General features: G+C 64.6%; 18 protein-coding genes. 8 read left to right on the forward strand and 10 right to left on the reverse strand.

Annotated elements, in window-relative coordinates; all coding sequences use genetic code 11:
• Positions 1-31: 31 nt before the first annotated feature.
• The 6 genes from tmk (at position 32) to E5X34_RS11885 (ending at position 6,196) form a co-directional block, all read left to right on the forward strand.
• Positions 32-706, forward strand: coding sequence for a dTMP kinase (tmk, locus tag E5X34_RS11860; RefSeq protein WP_292564499.1), 675 nt, complete (start codon positions 32-34; stop codon positions 704-706).
• On the forward strand, positions 703-1,758 hold the full coding sequence (locus tag E5X34_RS11865) for a DNA polymerase III subunit delta' (RefSeq protein WP_292564502.1): 1,056 nt from the start codon (positions 703-705) through the stop codon (positions 1,756-1,758). The genes tmk and E5X34_RS11865 overlap by 4 nt, the downstream gene beginning before the upstream one ends.
• 127 nt (positions 1,759-1,885) lie before the next feature.
• The gene (metG, locus tag E5X34_RS11870; RefSeq protein ID WP_292564505.1) at positions 1,886-3,430 is read left to right on the forward strand and encodes a methionine--tRNA ligase; all 1,545 of its coding nucleotides are present in this window, start codon (positions 1,886-1,888) and stop codon (positions 3,428-3,430) included.
• The gene (locus E5X34_RS11875; RefSeq protein WP_292564508.1) at positions 3,430-4,224 is read left to right on the forward strand and encodes a TatD family hydrolase; all 795 of its coding nucleotides are present in this window, start codon (positions 3,430-3,432) and stop codon (positions 4,222-4,224) included. The genes metG and E5X34_RS11875 overlap by 1 nt, the downstream gene beginning before the upstream one ends.
• Positions 4,221-5,042 carry an MBL fold metallo-hydrolase gene (locus tag E5X34_RS11880; RefSeq protein WP_292564511.1) on the forward strand — a complete coding sequence of 274 codons (822 nt, stop codon included), beginning with the start codon at positions 4,221-4,223 and terminating at the stop codon, positions 5,040-5,042. Before E5X34_RS11875 ends, E5X34_RS11880 begins: the two co-directional genes overlap by 4 nt.
• 230 nt (positions 5,043-5,272) lie before the next feature.
• Entirely contained in the window at positions 5,273-6,196 is a 924-nt protein-coding gene (locus E5X34_RS11885) for an arginase family protein (protein WP_292564514.1), read from the forward strand.
• Between the two features lie 18 nt (positions 6,197-6,214).
• Here the strand turns inward: E5X34_RS11885 and E5X34_RS11890 are convergent, their stop codons facing one another.
• The 5 genes from E5X34_RS11890 to E5X34_RS11910 form a co-directional block, all read right to left on the reverse strand.
• On the reverse strand, positions 6,215-6,625 hold the full coding sequence (locus tag E5X34_RS11890) for a hypothetical protein (protein WP_292564517.1): 411 nt from the start codon (positions 6,623-6,625) through the stop codon (positions 6,215-6,217).
• A gap of 3 nt (positions 6,626-6,628) precedes the next feature.
• The gene (locus E5X34_RS11895) at positions 6,629-7,504 is read right to left on the reverse strand and encodes an aldose 1-epimerase family protein (protein WP_292564520.1); all 876 of its coding nucleotides are present in this window, start codon (positions 7,502-7,504) and stop codon (positions 6,629-6,631) included.
• 183 nt (positions 7,505-7,687) lie between these two features.
• Positions 7,688-8,404: a Bax inhibitor-1/YccA family protein gene (locus E5X34_RS11900; RefSeq protein ID WP_292564523.1), complete on the reverse strand. Its 717-nt coding sequence runs from the start codon at positions 8,402-8,404 to the stop codon at positions 7,688-7,690.
• A 17-nt stretch (positions 8,405-8,421) separates the two neighbouring features.
• Positions 8,422-9,195: an anti-sigma factor gene (locus tag E5X34_RS11905; RefSeq protein WP_292564526.1), complete on the reverse strand. Its 774-nt coding sequence runs from the start codon at positions 9,193-9,195 to the stop codon at positions 8,422-8,424.
• Positions 9,192-9,713: a sigma-70 family RNA polymerase sigma factor gene (locus E5X34_RS11910; RefSeq protein WP_292564528.1), complete on the reverse strand. Its 522-nt coding sequence runs from the start codon at positions 9,711-9,713 to the stop codon at positions 9,192-9,194. Before E5X34_RS11910 ends, E5X34_RS11905 begins: the two co-directional genes overlap by 4 nt.
• A gap of 149 nt (positions 9,714-9,862) precedes the next feature.
• On the opposite strand from E5X34_RS11910, the gene E5X34_RS11915 reads away from it, so the two are divergent.
• Positions 9,863-11,047, forward strand: coding sequence for an amino acid aminotransferase (locus tag E5X34_RS11915; protein ID WP_292564531.1), 1,185 nt, complete (start codon positions 9,863-9,865; stop codon positions 11,045-11,047).
• Between the two features lie 80 nt (positions 11,048-11,127).
• Positions 11,128-11,952 carry a nucleoside triphosphate pyrophosphohydrolase gene (gene mazG / locus E5X34_RS11920; RefSeq protein ID WP_292564534.1) on the forward strand — a complete coding sequence of 275 codons (825 nt, stop codon included), beginning with the start codon at positions 11,128-11,130 and terminating at the stop codon, positions 11,950-11,952.
• 8 nt (positions 11,953-11,960) lie between these two features.
• On the opposite strand, the gene hflX is transcribed toward mazG, so the two are convergent.
• From hflX to E5X34_RS11945, 5 genes are all read right to left on the reverse strand, one after another.
• Positions 11,961-13,349, reverse strand: a complete 1,389-nt coding sequence (gene hflX, locus E5X34_RS11925) for a GTPase HflX (RefSeq protein ID WP_292564537.1) — start codon at positions 13,347-13,349, stop codon at positions 11,961-11,963.
• Entirely contained in the window at positions 13,350-13,595 is a 246-nt protein-coding gene (hfq, locus tag E5X34_RS11930; RefSeq protein ID WP_006202172.1) for an RNA chaperone Hfq, read from the reverse strand.
• A 142-nt stretch (positions 13,596-13,737) separates the two neighbouring features.
• A complete protein-coding gene (locus tag E5X34_RS11935) occupies positions 13,738-14,601 on the reverse strand; it encodes a D-amino-acid transaminase (protein WP_292564540.1) in 864 nt (287 codons plus the stop codon).
• Positions 14,602-14,681: 80 nt separating this feature from the next.
• Positions 14,682-16,043, reverse strand: coding sequence for a sigma-54 dependent transcriptional regulator (locus E5X34_RS11940; RefSeq protein WP_292564543.1), 1,362 nt, complete (start codon positions 16,041-16,043; stop codon positions 14,682-14,684).
• On the reverse strand, positions 16,033-17,279 hold a 1,247-nt coding region (locus tag E5X34_RS11945), incomplete at its 5' end, for a PAS domain-containing sensor histidine kinase (protein WP_292564545.1). The genes E5X34_RS11945 and E5X34_RS11940, both read right to left, overlap by 11 nt.

Below are 17,279 nucleotides of genomic sequence, written 5' to 3' on the forward strand. Positions count from 1 at the left end.
CAGCGGCCAGCACGGGCAAAGGCAGTCTCGATTGGCGAGCGGATTTTTCATCACCTTCGAGGGCGGCGAAGGAGCAGGCAAGTCGACGCAGATCGAGCGGCTGGCGCGGCGCATGCGCGCCAAGAAATACGAGGTGCTGGTCAGCCGCGAGCCGGGTGGATCGCCTGGCGCCGAGGCGGTAAGGCACGTGCTTCTGTCCGGCGCGGCCGAGCCGTTCGGCCCGAAGATGGAGGCGATCCTGTTCGCCGCAGCCCGCTCCGATCATGTCGAGCAGGTCATCCGGCCGGCGGTCGAGCGCGGCTCGATCGTGCTGTGCGACCGCTTCATCGATTCCTCGCGAGTCTATCAGGGCGTCACGGGCGGCATCGACGCCGATTTCATGAAGGCGCTGGAGGCGGTGGCCATCAACGGGCTGATGCCGGACATGACGCTGATCTTCGACATCGATCCGGCTGAAGGTCTGAAGCGGGCGGCGGCGCGGCGCGGCGCGGGCGACGCCGCCGATCGCTTCGAGAAGGAGACCTTGGCCATCCACCGGCGGCGGCGCGAGGCTTTCCTGGCCATCGCCGCGGCGGAGCCGGAGCGCTGCCTCGTCGTCGACGCGGCCGCCGATCCCGATACGGTGGAAAATGTCGTCACCGCCGCCGTCTTCGCGGCGCTGGAAGAGAGGATGCCGGCGCAAGGGATCGAGACGGCGCCGGCATGATCTTCGAACGCATCGCTCCAGAACAGCACGACACGCTGGACGGCGTGCCAGAGCCGGCTGAAACGCCGCGGCTGATCGGCCACGCGACAGCGGCCGGGATGCTCGCTGGCGCCTACCGCGCGGGCAAGCTGCCGCATGCGCTGATTTTCGCCGGGCCGCTCGGCATCGGCAAGGCGACGCTGGCGTTCCATCTGGCGCACCATCTTTTGAAATATCCGGATTACAGGACGGCGCCCGACACGCTTTCCGTTCCCGATCCGGCGTCCCCGCTGTTTCGCCAGATCGCCACCGGCGCGCATCCGGGCGTGCTGCATCTGACGCGCCCCGCCAACGACAAGACCAAGAGCTTCAAGACGGTGCTGACTGTGGACGAAATCCGCAGGGTCAGCCGCTTCCTGTCCATGACCTCGCATGACGGCAGCTACCGCGTCGTCATCGTCGACCCGGCCGACGATATGAACACCAACGCCGCCAATGCCTTGCTCAAGAATCTCGAGGAGCCGCCGGCGCGCACTCTGTTCATTCTGATCGTGCACGCGCCGGGCAGCCTGCTGCCGACGATCCGCTCCCGTTGCCAGATGGTGCGGCTGGCGCCGCTCGCGGCCGACGAGTTGATGGCCGTGCTGGAGAACGTCGAACCACCGCCGCCGGATGATCCGGCCGCACGCGCAGCACTCGCCGAACGGGCAGGGGGCAGCGCCCGCAATGCGATCCTGCTCACTCAGTATGGCGGGCTGGAGATTGCCGGGGCGCTCGATACGCTGGTGAGGGCCGGGAAGCCCGACATTGCCGGCGCACACCGCCTCGCCGAGGCCGTGGCGGGACGCGACCAGGCGATCCAGTTCGACATCTTCAACCGCCGCGCGCTCGATCTGCTTTCGGGTGCCGCCAGCGAAGCGGCGCTGTCCGGCGACCTCGCCAGGGCCAAAACACTGTCCGAGGCTTGGCAGGAGGCGCTGAACACGATATCTGAAGCCGAGACCTACAATCTCGACAAGAAGCAGCACGCCCTGACCATGATCGACCGCCTGAATTCTGCGATGCGAATGTGACGGCTCGTTCGATGCATGCCGTTGGCCCAGTTTTGGGCGGCATGCATTGGCCTCGGGATGGCAATCGACGTTCCGATGCGATATCCACCGCCACAACTCACATTCAGATATTCATGACGGTTCATTCATGTCACGCGACACATTCTACATCACAACTGCGATCTCCTATCCGAACGGCAAGCCGCATATCGGTCATGCCTATGAGCTGATCGCCACCGACGCGCTTGCCCGCTTCCAGCGGCTCGACGGCAAGGACGTCTTCTTCCTGACCGGCACCGACGAGCACGGCATCAAGATGCTGCAGACGGCGCGCAAGGAAGGCATCGCGGCGCGCGAGCTCGCCGACCGCAACTCGGCCGAATTCAAGCGCATGGCCACGGCGCTCAACGCTTCCAACGATGATTTCATCCGCACCACCGAAGAGCGGCATTATGCGTCCTCCCAGGCGATCTGGAAGGCGATGGCCACCAATGGCGACATCTACAAGGGCGGCTATGCCGGCTGGTATTCGGTGCGTGACGAGGCCTATTACGGCGAGGAGGAAACCGAGGTTCGCGCCGACAATGTGCGCTACGGACCGCAGGGCACGCCTGTGGAGTGGGTCGAGGAGGAAAGCTATTTCTTCCGCCTTTCGGCCTACCAGGACAAGCTCCTCGCGCTTTATGAAAGCCAGCCCGATTTCATCGGTCCGGCCGAGCGCCGCAACGAGGTGATGAGCTTCGTCAAATCCGGGCTGAAGGACCTGTCGGTCTCGCGCACCACCTTCGACTGGGGCGTGCCGGTGCCTGGCGACGAGAAGCATGTCATGTATGTGTGGGTCGACGCCTTGACCAACTACATCACCGGCGTCGGCTATCCCAATGAAAAAGATGAGAAATGGCGGTTCTGGCCGGCCGACGCGCACATCATCGGCAAGGATATCGTGCGCTTCCACGCGGTCTATTGGCCGGCCTTCCTGATGTCGGCGGGTATCCCGCTGCCGAAGCGCGTCTTCGGCCACGGCTTCCTGTTCAACCGCGGCGAGAAGATGTCGAAGTCGGTCGGCAACGTCATCGATCCGTTCACGATGGTGGACCATTACGGCGTCGACCAGGTGCGCTATTTCTTCCTGCGCGAGGTGCCGTTCGGCCAGGACGGCAACTACAGCCATGAGGCGATCGTCAACCGCACCAACGCGGATCTCGCCAACGGCCTTGGCAATCTGGCGCAGCGGTCGCTGTCGATGATCGCCAAGAATTGCGGCGGCGCGGTGCCGAAGCGCGACGAGCTGGCGGAGGCCGATACGGCGATCCTCGACCAGGCGATCGAAGCGCTGGCCGTTTCGCGCCGGGCGATGGCGGAGCAGGGCATCCATCTGGCGTTGGCCGCGATCTTCGGCGTGGTAGCGGAAGCGGACCGCTATTTCGCTTCCCAGGAGCCGTGGGCGCTGAAGAAGACCAATCCGGAGCGGATGGAAACGGTCTTGTGGACAACGGCCGAACTGGTACGACGCGTGGCACTCCTTTGCCAGCCCTTCATTCCGGGATCGGCGGCCAAGCTGCTCGATTTGCTGGCTGTGCCTTCGGACAAGCGTGCTTTCGAGCATGTCCATGCCGACCACGCGCTGGTGCCCGGCGCCGCCTTGCCGGCGCCGGAGGGCGTGTTCCCGCGTTATGTCGAGCAGGGCGCCTGATGCTGGTCGACAGCCATTGCCATCTCGACTTTCCGGACTTTGCCGAGGAGCGCGCGGCTATCGTCGCCCGCGCGCTCGCCGCCGGGGTAGGCCGCATGGTCACGATCTCGACGCGCGTGAGGCGCTTCCAGCAGATCGTTGAAATCGCTGAAACTTTCAACGAAGTCTATTGCTCGGTCGGCACCCATCCGCACAATGCGGCGGAAGAACTCGACGTCACCGCCGACGAGCTGGTGCGGCTTTCCGATCACCCAAAGGTGGTGGCGATCGGCGAGGCCGGGCTGGATTACCACTATGACAAGGCGCCGCGCGATGCGCAGGCACAAGGTTTTCGCACCCATATCGCCGCGGCACGCAGGACCGGCCTGCCGTTGGTCATCCATGCGCGCAATGCCGACGACGACATGGCGTCGATCCTCGAGGACGAGACGGGGAAGGGCGCCTTCCCCTTCATTCTGCACTGTTTTTCGTCCGGACGCAGGCTGGCCGAAGTCGGCGTCGCGCTGGGCGGCTACATTTCTTTCTCCGGCATCCTGACCTTCAAGAATTCCCCCGAGTTGCGCGCCATCGCGGCCGATGTTCCGCGCGACCGGCTGCTGGTCGAGACCGACGCGCCCTACCTCGCGCCGATCCCGCATCGGGGAAAACGCAACGAACCGGCCTTTGTCACGAACACGGCGAAGGTTCTTGCCGGTACTATCGGTGTCAGCGAAACCGAGATCGCCGATATCACCACCGGCAACTTCTTCAGGCTGTTCACCAAGATGCCGCGTCCGGACATGGCGCGGACATGAGCGACCGGCTGCGCTTCACCATCCTTGGCTGCGGCTCATCGCCAGGCACGCCGCGCATCACAGGCGATTGGGGCAATTGCGATCCCGCGAATCCGAAGAACCTGCGCATGCGCACGGCAGCCCTGGTCGAGCGGATTGCCGCCAATGGCGCGCGCACCACGGTCGTCATCGACACGGGCCCGGATTTCCGCCAGCAGATGCTGATGGCTTCGGTCAGGCGTATCGACGCAGTCGTCTATACTCATCCGCATGCCGACCATATCCATGGCATCGACGACCTGCGCGGTTTTGTGCACGACCAGCGCCACAGGATCGACATCCACGCCGACGAGCCGACGATGGAGCGCCTGCGCCAGGCTTTCGGCTATTGCTTCGAGACGCCGCCCGGCAGCTCCTATCCGCCGATCGTCAAGGCCCATATCATCGATCACGCGAGACCGGTGGTGATCGAAGGCGAGGGGGGCGCCCTCACCTTTGAGCCGCTGCCGCAGATCCATGGCGACATCATTTCGCTGGGCTTCCGCATCGGCAGGCTTGCCTACTGCCCGGATATCAGCGACTTCCCGGCCGCCACGGCCGAGCGGTTGCTGGGCCTCGACATGCTGGTGCTCGACGCGCTGCAGTACAACACTCATCCCAGCCATCTGTCGCTCGGCCAGGCTCTGGGCTGGATCGAGAAACTGGCTCCAAACAAGGCCGTGCTGACGCATATGCACGTGCCGCTGGACTACGCCGTGGTGATGGCCGAGACGCCGGAGCACGTGGCGCCGGCCTATGATGGCCTAGTACTCGAAATCCCTTACGAATCAGAGCGATAGCGGCAGCTGCTCAGTTGGCTTTGCAGCCAGTCATTCGTGCATTTGGCTGATAGCCCGAATTCGCGAGGCGGCGCACGCAGCCAGTCCACAGAGTTTGTCGCCAATGGCACCAATGGCGAAAGCGGCGGCAATTCTCGGGTAAGTGTCTAATGTGGAAGTTCCATAATCTATCTTATGCGACTTTTCTGTATGGCCACGCGCCGCGGCGCAACAATGAAAGCATCCGAAAAATGACCACCTTGCCTACCTTTCTCAGCTTTCCCGATCGCCTCCCCGACGGCCGCCTGCCGCGAGCCGTGATCTTCGGAGCGGGTCACGGCACGACCTATCCCGGCCAGGACAGCAGCGGCCATGCCTTGGCCGCCGGCGCCGTCCGAGCTGCCAGCCAGGGCGATGCCCCGCTGGTCGAGCACTGGGATTTCGACCTCGGTGGTCCATTGTTCAATGGCGGACCGGGCTGCTGCACCGACACCGGCGACATCTTGACCATCATGCATGACAATCATGGCAACCGGGCCCGGATCGAGGCAAGGACACGCGAGATCCTGTCCGTGCCGGCCGTGCCGATCATGCTCGGCGGCGACGATTCCGTCGTCATTCCGTTCCTGGCCAGCTTTGCCGACCGTGGACCCGTGTGGATCCTGCAGATCGACGCCCACATCGATTGGCGCGACGAGGCTCATGGCGAGCGCCATGGTTATTCGAGCCCGATGCGGCGGGCGAGCGAGATGCCGCATGTGGCAGGCATGGTGCAAGTCGGCCTGCGCAGCGTAGGCAGTGCACGCATCGGCGAAATCGAAGCGGCGCAGCGCTATGGCAGCCGCTTCGTTACCGCGCGCGAGATTTACGCAAACGGAGTCGAGACCGCTCTGCGGCAGATTCCCGAGGGTGCGCAGGTCGTCGTCACTCTCGACTGCGACGGCCTCGATCCTGGCATCATGCCGGGGGTAGCAGCGCGCACGCCTGGCGGCCTCTCCTACACGCAGGCGATCGACCTAATCGCGGGCCTCGGCAAGCGGGCACGGATCGCTGGATTCGATCTCGTCGAGCTCTATCCGCCCGCAGACATTGACGGCCTCTCCGCCCTCACCGCTTCGAGGCTTCTCGTCAACGTGATAGGTGCGATCGTGCGGCAGCCACGCTTGGAGGGCTAGCATCGGAAGAAACCGGAGCTAAAAGAATCCTTCGAGAAACGCCGCGGTCGCGTCCGAGATGCCGACGATCTTGTTCGTCGCCTGGCGGTAGAATTTGAAGCTGAGCTCCATCTCGGGCCGGCCGTCCTTCCAGTCCCTGAAGCGCTTGAGTTCATTGCGGCCCAGCCGTTTCGTCGCCAGGGCGGTACGGCGCACTGAGACACTGACCCGCGGCGTCTGCCGTTCGAGATGGGGGCGTCTCGGGATAGCCTCCGAAGAGGTCACGACGCCGCGTGCGACAAGCCCCTGCCCGCCTTCGTTCTCGCTGGCGAACAGGAAGATGACGTCGCCTTTAGCAATGCGCTTGCCGCCATACATGGTTTTCTGGGCGGCGAAGACGAATGTCTCCGCCCGAGGATCCTCGATCTCGGCCTTGATGGCATATGCCATGCCTTACGGCTCCCGGCTGAGGCCGATCCGGTAGCCCAGGACGCGCCGGGCGCCCGGTTCGATCAGCATGACACCCGGCTTGGCGGCGAACTCGCCGTCGAAATCGACGGGGCTGGCAATGCCGTGCCAGGGCTCGATGCACAGGAAGGGCGCGCCGCCGGGCTTGGACCAGATGCCCAGCTCGTTGAAGCCCTGCCACGACATCTCGATCGCCGGGCCGCGGCCGGCGGTGTAGCGCACGCTGCTGCTCGCCGGCCTGTCGAGGATGACGGCGTCGTCGACGAACAATTTTTCGGACAGCGGCAGCATCTTTCCCGCGATGGGCGTGGGTTGCGGATCCGACAACAGCAGCCCGTCCTTCAGGCGGCGCACCGGCGCCGGTTCATTGTCGGCGAAGGTCAGCCGATAGGCGTCCTTGGGCAGTTCCGGCAGCAGCGGCCAGTTGAACGCCGGATGCGCGCCGATCGAGGCCGGCAGAGGCTCGTCGCCGGTATTGGTGATCTCGAAGGTCACGCCGAGCTGCCGGTGTTTCAGCTCGTAGCCGATGGCGAGGCGAAAGGCGAAGGGATAGTGCGTCCGGGTTTCGGCGTCATCCGACAGGACCAATGTGCAGGAGGTAGGCCCCTGCTCTGCCCAGGCAAAACGCCGATCGCGGGCGAAGCCGTGCTGCGTCATCGGATAGGTCTGGCCGCGATGGCGCAGCTGATCGCCCTGGAGTCGGCCGACGATCGGGAACAGGACCGGCGAATGACGGCGCCAGGCTGGCCCCGCCTGCCACAGAAGCTCGGTGCCGTCGCCATCGCGTAGCGAGACCAGCTCGGCCCCCTGCCCGACGATGGTCGCCGAGATCCCGTCAGCGTGAAGCGTCACCTGTTCCATTGCGTCCTCGCGGCTGGCTAGTCTGGCCGGCAGGCTAGCAAAAGGGCGCGCGTGAACTCAAGCACGGCAGGCAGATCCACCTTGGTCGCGGATCGTGGATGCCTTGATGAGCGTCGACAGAAATGGCCGGAGGTTTCCCTCCGGCCACGCCGAGGTCAGCAGTGTTGCCTGCTACGGCCCGGGCTATTCGCGCTCGCCGGTGAAATTCAGGAGCAGCTGGAAGATGTTGATGAAGTTCAGATAGAGCGAGAAGGCGCCGAAGACGGCGAGCTTCTGCTGCGATTCCGCATCGAAATTCTCAGCATACTGCTCCTTGATGGTCTGCGTGTCCCAGGCGGTGAGGCCGACGAAGACGGCGATGCCGATCACCGAGATGGCGAATTGCAGCGCGGTCGAGCCGAGGAACAGATTGACCAGGCTTGCGATCACCACGCCGATCAGGCCCATCATCAGGAAGGACGAGAACTGCGTCAGGTCGCGCCTTGTCGTGTAGCCGTAAAGGCTGGTGGCGCCGAACATGGTGGCGGCGATGAAGAAGGTGCGCGCGATGCTGGTCGAGGTGAAGACCAGGAACACCGAGGCGAGCGACAGGCCCATGACGGCGCAGAAGGCCCAGAACATCGCCTGCGCGCTCGCCGCTGACATGGTCTGCATCTTGAACGAGAAGAGCATGACGAAGGCGAGCGGCGCCAGCATCACCACCCATTTCAGCGGGCTGGAGAAGATCGGCACGTAGAGCGCCGGCGTCGAGGCCACGAAGAAGGCGACGAGGCCGGTGACAACGAGGCCGAGGCCCATATAGTTGTAGACGCGCAGCATGTGCTTGCGCAGGCCCTCGTCATAGACGGCTCCGGCCTGGACGCCGGTGCCCATTCGGTATCCCAGATTGGGGCTGTTCATTTGGTTCTCCTTGGTTCTCAGTAGAGAGTTCTGGCGAGCTTCTCGGCGGCACGGTCGAGGCTGCCGGCGTCGCCGCGCCCGACCACCGCATAGGCGACCTCTCCGATCTGGAAATAGGCGGTCGAGATGTCGTCGGCGGGCGCGACCGTCGGCTTCACGACGTCGAACGTGCCCGGCCTGATGGCGAACAACGAGACAAGGCCGAGGTCCCTGGTCTCGACCGCCATCTCGACGCTCGGCCCGAATTGCGAGGGATAGACCTGGACGTCGCGGATATTCCAGTCGTCGGGCAGCGACGGCATGACGATTGCGGTGGCCGCGCGGATCTCGTCGGCATCATAGCCCGGCGCTTCCCGCTGCGACGGCATCGTCTCGCGCATCAAGGTTGTCCGGTGCGCTCTCACGGCATCCTCGACATAGGCGGGCGGCTGCGTCGAGGCGACCACCTTGGTCACCGCGATCGGTCCGAAAATACCGTTGGCAAGCCAACCCGCCGCGACCAGCACGGCCGCGGCCGCGGCGCGCTGCAGCACGGCAAGCATACGCCCCCTGGCAAGCGCCCTTTCCAGCCGCCGCGCCGCTTCGGTGGTGGCCGGCCGCGCCATGCCGACGGGTCCGGCGAGCGCGACGCGCAGTTCGTCGCGTGTCCTCAGGTCCAACATCACGCGCGCCGCCGCTTCCGGGCGCGCGGCGAGGTGCGCCTCGACCTCGATGCGGCGGGCGACATCCAGCTGGTCGTCGACATAGGCGTCGAGATCGGCATCGGTTACGGGGTCGACAATGACGGTCATTGATCGTCTCCCACGATCCTGAGATGTGGCTTGGCTTTCTGCGGCGCGCCCTCCTCCATCTCGCGCAGCGCGGCGCGCGCGCGGCCGATGCGCGACATCAAGGTTCCGAGCGGCACGCCGATGACCTCCGCCGCCTGCTGATAGGACAGCCCCTCGATGGCGACGAGATGGAGGGCGGAGCGCTGTTCCTCGGGGAGCGAAAGAAACGCTTCCCGAACCTGCGACAGGCGCACGGAATGGTCCTGCGAGGCCGGCACGCTCTGGTCGGCGACCAGGCCGGCCTGTTCGATGCGCGCCGTCTCGGAGCGGCGCGAGCGCATGCGGTCGATGAAGATGTTGTGCACGATCGCCAAGAGCCAGGCGCGCAGATTGCCGCCCGAGCGAAAGGTCGCGCGCCGCTCATAGGCGCGCACCAGCGCGTCATGGACGAGATCCTCGGCATCAGTGCCGTCGCGCGTCAGCGAGCGCGCATAGCGCCGCAGCGATCCCAACTGCCCGACAATATCGAAGCGTGCCATAGACCGTTTCATGCCCTGTTTACGGAGCATGTAGGGGATTTAATCCCCTTGCCCGGCATTTTCTTTATGCATCGCCGGCGCGCTGAGGAAACCGCTGGCGCGGCGGGGGCTATTTGCGTATCACTCCGCCGCCATTGGAGTCCTTTTCGATGTTCGAGACCCTGCAGCCCGCGCCCGCCGACAAGATCCTTGCCCTGATCGGCCTCTACCGCAACGATCCACGTCCGGGCAAAGTCGACCTCGGCGTCGGCGTCTACAAGGACATCGACGGCAGGACGCCGGTGATGCGCGCCGTGCGCGAAGCCGAGAAGCGGCTGCTGGCGAGCCAGGACACCAAGACCTATCTCGGCCTTGCCGGCGACACCGGCTTCAACGCCGCCATGATCAATCTCGCCTTTGGCGACAAGGCCGACCATTCGCGCATCCGCGCGGCACAGGCGCCTGGCGGATCCGGCGCGCTCAGGCTGGTGGCTGAGCTCCTGCAGCGCACGCGCCCCGGCGCGACGGTGTGGCTATCCGACCCGACCTGGCCGAACCATCCGCCCGTGATGCGGGCCGCCGGCCTTGAGGTCCGCAACTATCCCTATTTCGATGCCGCCTCCGGCGCTGTGCGCTTCGACGAGATGCTGGCAACGCTCAGGACGGCCAACAGCGGCGACGTCGTGCTCCTGCATGGCTGCTGCCACAACCCGACCGGCGCCAATCTCGACGCCGCGCAGTGGGCGAAGGTCGCCGACGTTCTCCTGGGGCGCGGCCTGCTGCCTTTCGTCGACATCGCCTATCAGGGATTTGGCGAGGGCCTGGACGCCGATGCCGCCGGCTTGCGGCTGCTGGCCGAGCGGGTGCCGGAAATGGTGGTCGCCTCGAGCTGCTCGAAGAATTTCGCCGTCTATCGCGACCGCGTCGGTGCTGCGATGATCATGGCCAAGGACGGCGCCCAGGCCGACGTGGCGATGAGCCAGATGCTGGCAGCGGCACGCGCGCTCTATTCGATGCCGCCGGATCATGGCGCGGCCGCGGTGCGGATGGTGCTGGAGGATGCCAGCCTTAGAAAGGACTGGGAGACGGAGCTCGAGGAGATGCGGCTGCGCATGCTGAGGTTGCGCGTCGCTTTCGCCGAGGCGTTGCGCCGGCAGTCCAACTCGGATCGCTTCGATTTCGTCGCCAGCCATCGCGGCATGTTTTCCAGGCTTGGGCTGACGGAGGCACAGGTGGAGCGCCTGCGCACCGATCACGCCGTCTACATGGTCGGCGACAGCCGCATCAACGTCGCCGGCCTGCCGGAGGACGGCATGGACGATCTCGCCAAGGCGATTGTCTCAGTGCTCGACTGAAGCCCGCGACAGCTGTGGACAAGTCACGCCGGCGAGCCGCCGGGATGGCCGACCTGCGGGCCGCGCGCTAGCTTGAGGCCATGAAACCCTCGAAAGACATTTCCCGGCTGATCGAGATCATGGCCGCGTTGCGGGCGCCCAAGACCGGCTGCCCCTGGGATATCGAGCAGAACTTTTCGACCATCGCGCCCTACACGATCGAAGAGGCCTATGAAGTGGCTGATGCGATCGCGCGCGGCGATTTCGACGATCTGCGCGAGGAGCTTGGCGACCTGCTGCTGCAGGTCGTCTACCATGCGCAGATGGCCGAGGAGATCGGCGAGTTCGCTTTCGGCGACGTCGTCGAGGCCATCACCACAAAGATGATCCGCCGCCATCCGCACGTCTTCGGCGACGAGAAGGCGCGCAGCGCCGGCATGGCCAAGGGCATGTGGGAGAAGATCAAGGCTGAGGAGAAGGCTGAAAAGCGCAGTGCCCGCATCGCGCGCGGGCTCGATCCGGAAGATCACGGCAGGGGTTTTCTCGACAGCGTGCCGGTGGCGCTTCCTGCCCTGACGCGCGCGCTGAAACTGCAGGAGAAGGCGGCGCGCGTCGGCTTCGATTGGAGCGAGGCAGCTCCCATCCTGGACAAAATCGAGGAGGAAATCGGCGAATTGCGCGAAGCGCTCGCCACCGGTGACGCGGCTCCGATCAAGGACGAGTTCGGCGACATGCTGTTTGCCGTCGTCAATCTCGGCCGCCACCTCAAGCTCGATTCGGAAGCGGCGCTCAGCGGCACCAATGAAAAGTTCCGCTCGCGCTTCCACTATGTCGAGCAGGCCCTGGCGGCTTCGGGCGGTTCGCTGGAGAAGGCGACGCTCGACGAGATGGAAGCGCTTTGGCAGCAGGCCAAAAGCGGCAAGTAATCAGCCGGTTAGCTGCCGCTCTTGCGATGCAGGCGGCTCTCGATCTCCTGCCGGGCGCTGTGCGTGGCCGTGAGCGAGAGAGTGACGCTGCCGTCCTCATTGTCGGTGCGCGAAACGATGTCGCCGTTGCGGTACAGCCAGTCGACCTGGCCGATCTGGGCCGGGTTCAACGTCACCGTCATCGTTTCCAATTCGCCCGACACGCGCGTCTCGATGAGCGCCTTCAGCGTGTCCAGTCCCTCGCCGGTCACCGCCGAAATCGCGATCGGCGGCGACTTGCCGCTCGCCCCTTCGGCAAGGAGCCGCTCGCGATTGCCTTCGTCGAGCAGGTCGATCTTGTTCCAGACCTCGATCACGCGGTTGGTGTCGGCGGCGTCGACGCCGAGATCGCCAAGGATGCGTTCGACATCCTCAGCCTGGGCCGCCGTGTCCGGATCGGAGATGTCGCGCAGATGCAGCACCAGATCGGCCTCGACGACCTCTTCCAGCGTCGCCCGGAAGGCGGCCACCAGATGCGTCGGCAGGTCGGAGATGAAGCCCACCGTGTCCGACAGGATGATCGGCGTGCCGTGCGGCAGTCGTACGCGCCGCAAGGTGGGGTCGAGCGTCGCGAACAGCATGTCCTCGGCCAGCACCCCTGCCCCGGTGAGCCGGTTGAACAGCGTCGACTTGCCGGCATTGGTGTAGCCGACGATCGCCACCACCGGAAACGGCACCTTCTTGCGCTTGGCGCGGTGCAGGTCGCGCGTGCGACGCACCGTTTCCAGCTCGTGCTTCAGCTTGGTGATCTTGTCCTGCAGGATGCGGCGGTCCGACTCGATCTGGGTTTCGCCGGGGCCGCCGAGGAAGCCGGCGCCGCCGCGCTGCCGCTCAAGGTGGGTCCAGCTGCGCACCAGCCGGCCCTTCTGGTAGTTGAGATGCGCGAGCTCGACCTGCAGCGTGCCTTCCTTGGTGCGCGCCCGCTCGCCGAAGATCTCGAGGATCAGCCCGGTGCGATCGAGCACTTTGGCGTTCAGTTCCTTTTCGAGATTGCGCTGCTGCACCGGCGTCAGCGGATGGTCGACAATGACCAGCTCCGCCTTGCGTTCTTTCACGATGTCGGCGAACTCGGCCACCTTGCCGCTGCCGAGCAGCGTGGCCGGCCGCGGGTCGGCGACCGTCACCACCGCGGTGTGGACCGGGTTGAGATCTATGGCGCTGGCAAGCCCGACCGCTTCGTCGTGGCGGGCATCGGCCGAGCGGCTCAGCCGCGGGCGGCTCGACTCATCGTCGCCGCGCGGCTGGCGGGTAAGCACCGGCACAATGACAACGGCCCGGGTCGGATCCTTGGCTTCCGGCCCGAGTTGATGTCCTTGTTTTCCGCGAACGCTGCGGTCCGCGTCCTTATCACGTGCCAATCAGGCGCCCTGGCTTTCCTCACCATCGAACATCTGAACCGGCTGGCTCGGCATGATCGTGGAAATGGCGTGCTTGTAGACGAGCTGGGAGTGCCCGTCACGCCGCAACAACACACAAAAATTGTCGAACGAAGTGACGACGCCGGTCAGCTTCACGCCGTTGATGAGGAAGATGGTAAGTGGATTTTTGCTCTTGCGAACTGAGTTCAGGAACAGGTCCTGAAGGTTTTGCGATCGTTCCGCCATTTTTCTTGTCTTTCGCCGATCCCCTTCGGTTTGCAGCCAATGCGCCAAATTACGCGGCACGTGTCAAGCGCGCAAACCCCCTCTTGCCGATACAAAGGCAAGCAGAACGAGATAGTTGAGGTTAACTCCAGTTGTGCGGTTATCAGGCTGGACTTTTTTCCGCAACGTCAAAAAAAGCCTGCCGCAACGAAAGTGTCATAGAGCCAGGATGGCCATTTGCGATTGGCGCACCGTCGATTTCGACCACCGGCATGGCGATTGTGGTCGCCGAACTGATGAACGCCTCCCTGGCAGCCTTGGCCTCAGTGACCGAAAAACCGCGCTCCTCGATCTTGAGGCCGAGCTTGGCGGCGACATCGAAAAGCGTCGTGCGGGTGATGCCGCGCAGGATGCCGTGCTCGGCCGGCCGGGTCACCAGGACGCCGTCCCTTGTGACGATCCAGGCATTGGACGAGCCGCCTTCCTTGACGTTGCCATCGGCGTCGACGAACCAGGCTTCCTGTGCGCCGGCTTCCTTGGCCTTCTGCTTGGCAAGCACATTGGGCAAAAGGCCCGTGCTCTTGATGTCGACGCGGTCCCAGCGATTCTCAGGCACGGTGATGACCTTGATGCCGGCCTCCACCCGCTTCGCATTCGCCGCCGGATCGGCTTTCCTGGCGGTTATGACCAGGGAAGATTTCGTGCCAGCCGGCGGAAAAACGAAGTCGCGGCTGGCGACGCCGCGCGTCACCTGCACATAGACAAGGCCGTTGACCACGCCGTTGCGATTGACCACCTCGCGCAGAAGCAGCGGCAGCACGCCCTCCGAGACCGGCCAGACGATCGACAGTTCCTTCAGCGAGCGCTTGAGCCGGGCAAGATGGCGCGGCATGTCGACGATATGGCCACGCGCCACCTCGCAGACCTCATAGACGCCGTCGGCGAACTGGTAGCCGCGATCCTCGATATGGACGCTGGCTTGGGAATGGACGACATAGCGCCCGTTGACATAGGCAATGCGCGGCATGGGCATCCTCGGGGAAATATCGGGCTTTCTTAGGCGATTCTGCCCTTGCCGTAATAAACAATCGCGTGGGCCAAGCCGGTCTAGACGCCGAGCGACTTCAGCTTGCGATGCAGGGCCGAACGCTCCATGCCGATGAACTCGGCCGTCTTCGAGATGTTGCCGCCGAAGCGGTTGATCTGGGCAATCAGATAGTCCTTCTCGAACTGCTCGCGTGCCTCGCGCAGCGGCAGCGCCATGATGTGTTGGTCCGACTGATTGGGCGTGCGTGGCATGACGTCGCCGATCTCGGAAGGCAGAAGGTCGGCGGTGATCGGGGCCTCGGGATTCTCCCCTCGCGCCAGGATCATCAGCCGCTCGACATTATTGCGCAGCTGGCGAACGTTGCCCGGCCAGTTATGCGCCTGCAGCACGGCAAGCGCATCATCGCCGATGCGGCGCGGCTTGATGCCGGCCTGGCGCGCGATCTGCTTCATGAAATTGTCGACGAGATAGGGAATGTCCTCGCGCCGCTCGGCAAGCCCCGGCACCATGACCGGAACCACCGCCAGGCGGTGGTAGAGGTCCTCACGGAAGCGGCCGTCGGCGATCATCGCCTCGAGGTTTTGCGAGGTGGAGGAGATGATGCGGACATCGACCTTGACGCGCTTGGTGCCGCCTACCCGCTCGAACTGCTGCTCGACCAGCACACGCAGGATCTTGTTTTGCGTTTCGCGCGGCATGTCGGCCACTTCGTCGATATAGAGGATGCCGCGATGCGCTTCCTCCAGCGCGCCGACCTTGCGCTCGGTGCCGTTCGATTCGGTGCCGAACAGTTCGATTTCCATACGCTCGGGCGTGATGGTGGCCGCGCTCAGCGTCACGAACGGGCCGGCCTTGCGCGACGACAGGGCGTGGATGGCGCGCGCCGTCAGCTCCTTGCCGGAGCCGGACGGGCCGACGATCATGACGCGGCTGTTGGTCGGTGCGACGCGCTCGATTGTCTGCCGCAGTTGGCTCATGGCCGACGACATGCCGATCAGATCGAAGGTCTCGCCGCTGCGCTGCTTGAGGTCGGAGACCTCACGCCGCAGCTTGGACGTCTCCAGAGCGCGCTCGGCGATCAGGATCAGGCGATCGGCCTTGAACGGCTTCTCGATGAAGTCATAGGCGCCGCGCCGGATGGCCGACACCGCCGTTTCGATGTTGCCGTGGCCGGAGATCATCACGACCGGCATGTTCGGGTGCATGGTCTTGATCTCGTCGAGCAGCGCCAGGCCGTCGAGGCGCGAGCCCTGCAGCCAGATGTCGAGGAAAATCAGCCGCGGCGCGCGGTCGGCGATCGCCGCAAGCGCGCTGTCGGCATCATGCGCCGTACGGGTTTCATGACCCTCGTCGCTCAGGATACCGGCGACAAGTTCGCGGATGTCTTCCTCGTCATCGACGATGAGAATGTCAGACGCCATTACCGACCTTTTCAGTTTCTCGTTCGTGTTCGTTTCGACCTTCACCGCGTGGCGGCGCGGCTACGACCGTCGCCGGCGGCAGGATGATAGAGATCATCGCGCCCCGGCCACCATGGAAATCCGCTGGCGCGTCGTGCAATTCGAGACGGCCGCCATGGTCCTCCACGATCTTCTTGACGATAGCGAGGCCGAGCCCGGTCCCCTTCTCGCGCGTCGTCATATAGGGCTCGAGAAGCCTTTGGCGATTCTCGCGCGGCAGCCCCTTGCCGTTGTCGATAACGTCGATTCGTATGGCGCCATCTTGGCGCCCCGCTTGAATCCGGATTGTGCCGTCCGAACGATCCTCCGGATCAAGTCCGTCGATCGCCTCGGCGGCGTTCTTGATGACGTTGCCGAAGGCCTGCGCCATCAGGCGGCTGTCGAAGGTGCCTTTCAGAGGTTCACTGCCGAAGTCGCGCTGGAAGGCGATGTCGGGGCGGCTGACCTCGACCAGGAAGGAGGCCTCGCGCAGCGACTCACGCAGGTCGATCGCCTTCATCTCCGGCTTCGGCATGCGGGCGAAGGCCGAGAATTCGTCGACCATGCGGCCGATGTCCTCGACCTGGCGGATGATGGTGTCGGTGCACTGGTCGAAGACCTCGCGATCCTCGGTGATGACCTTGCCGTAGCGGCGCCTGATGCGCTCAGCCGAAAGCTGGATCGGCGTCAGCGGGTTCTTGATCTCATGCGCGATGCGCCGCGCCACATCCGCCCAGGCCGACGAACGCTGCGCCTGGACGAGATCGGTGATGTCGTCGACGGTGACCACATAGGATTTCTCTTCCTCGCCGTCGTCGCCGGACTCTACCGTGACCTGGACATTGAAGGTACGCTCCAGGCCGGTGCGGAAGAAGGTCACCTGCTCGCGATAGACCGGCTTGCCCGACTGGCGTCCGATCTCGAAAACCCGGCCGACAAGGGGCAGGACCGCCGAAAGGTTCTGGCCGAGCGTCGCACTTGCCGAAATCGCCAGCATGGTTTCGGCCGAGCGATTGACGATGGTGATGATGCCGTAGGGATCGACGCCGATGACGCCGGCGGTGACGCCGGCCAGCACCGCCTCGGAGAAACGCCGGCGCTCGTCGATCAGATCCTTGGCCGAAAGGAGCTCGTTGCGCTGCGATTTGAGCTCGAGGATCATGTTGTTGAAGGTATCGCCGAGCGAGGCGACGTCGCCGTGCCCGTGCGCCAGTCCGA

This window comes from Mesorhizobium sp., assembly GCF_004963255.1.
Taxonomy (GTDB): domain Bacteria; phylum Pseudomonadota; class Alphaproteobacteria; order Rhizobiales; family Rhizobiaceae; genus Mesorhizobium.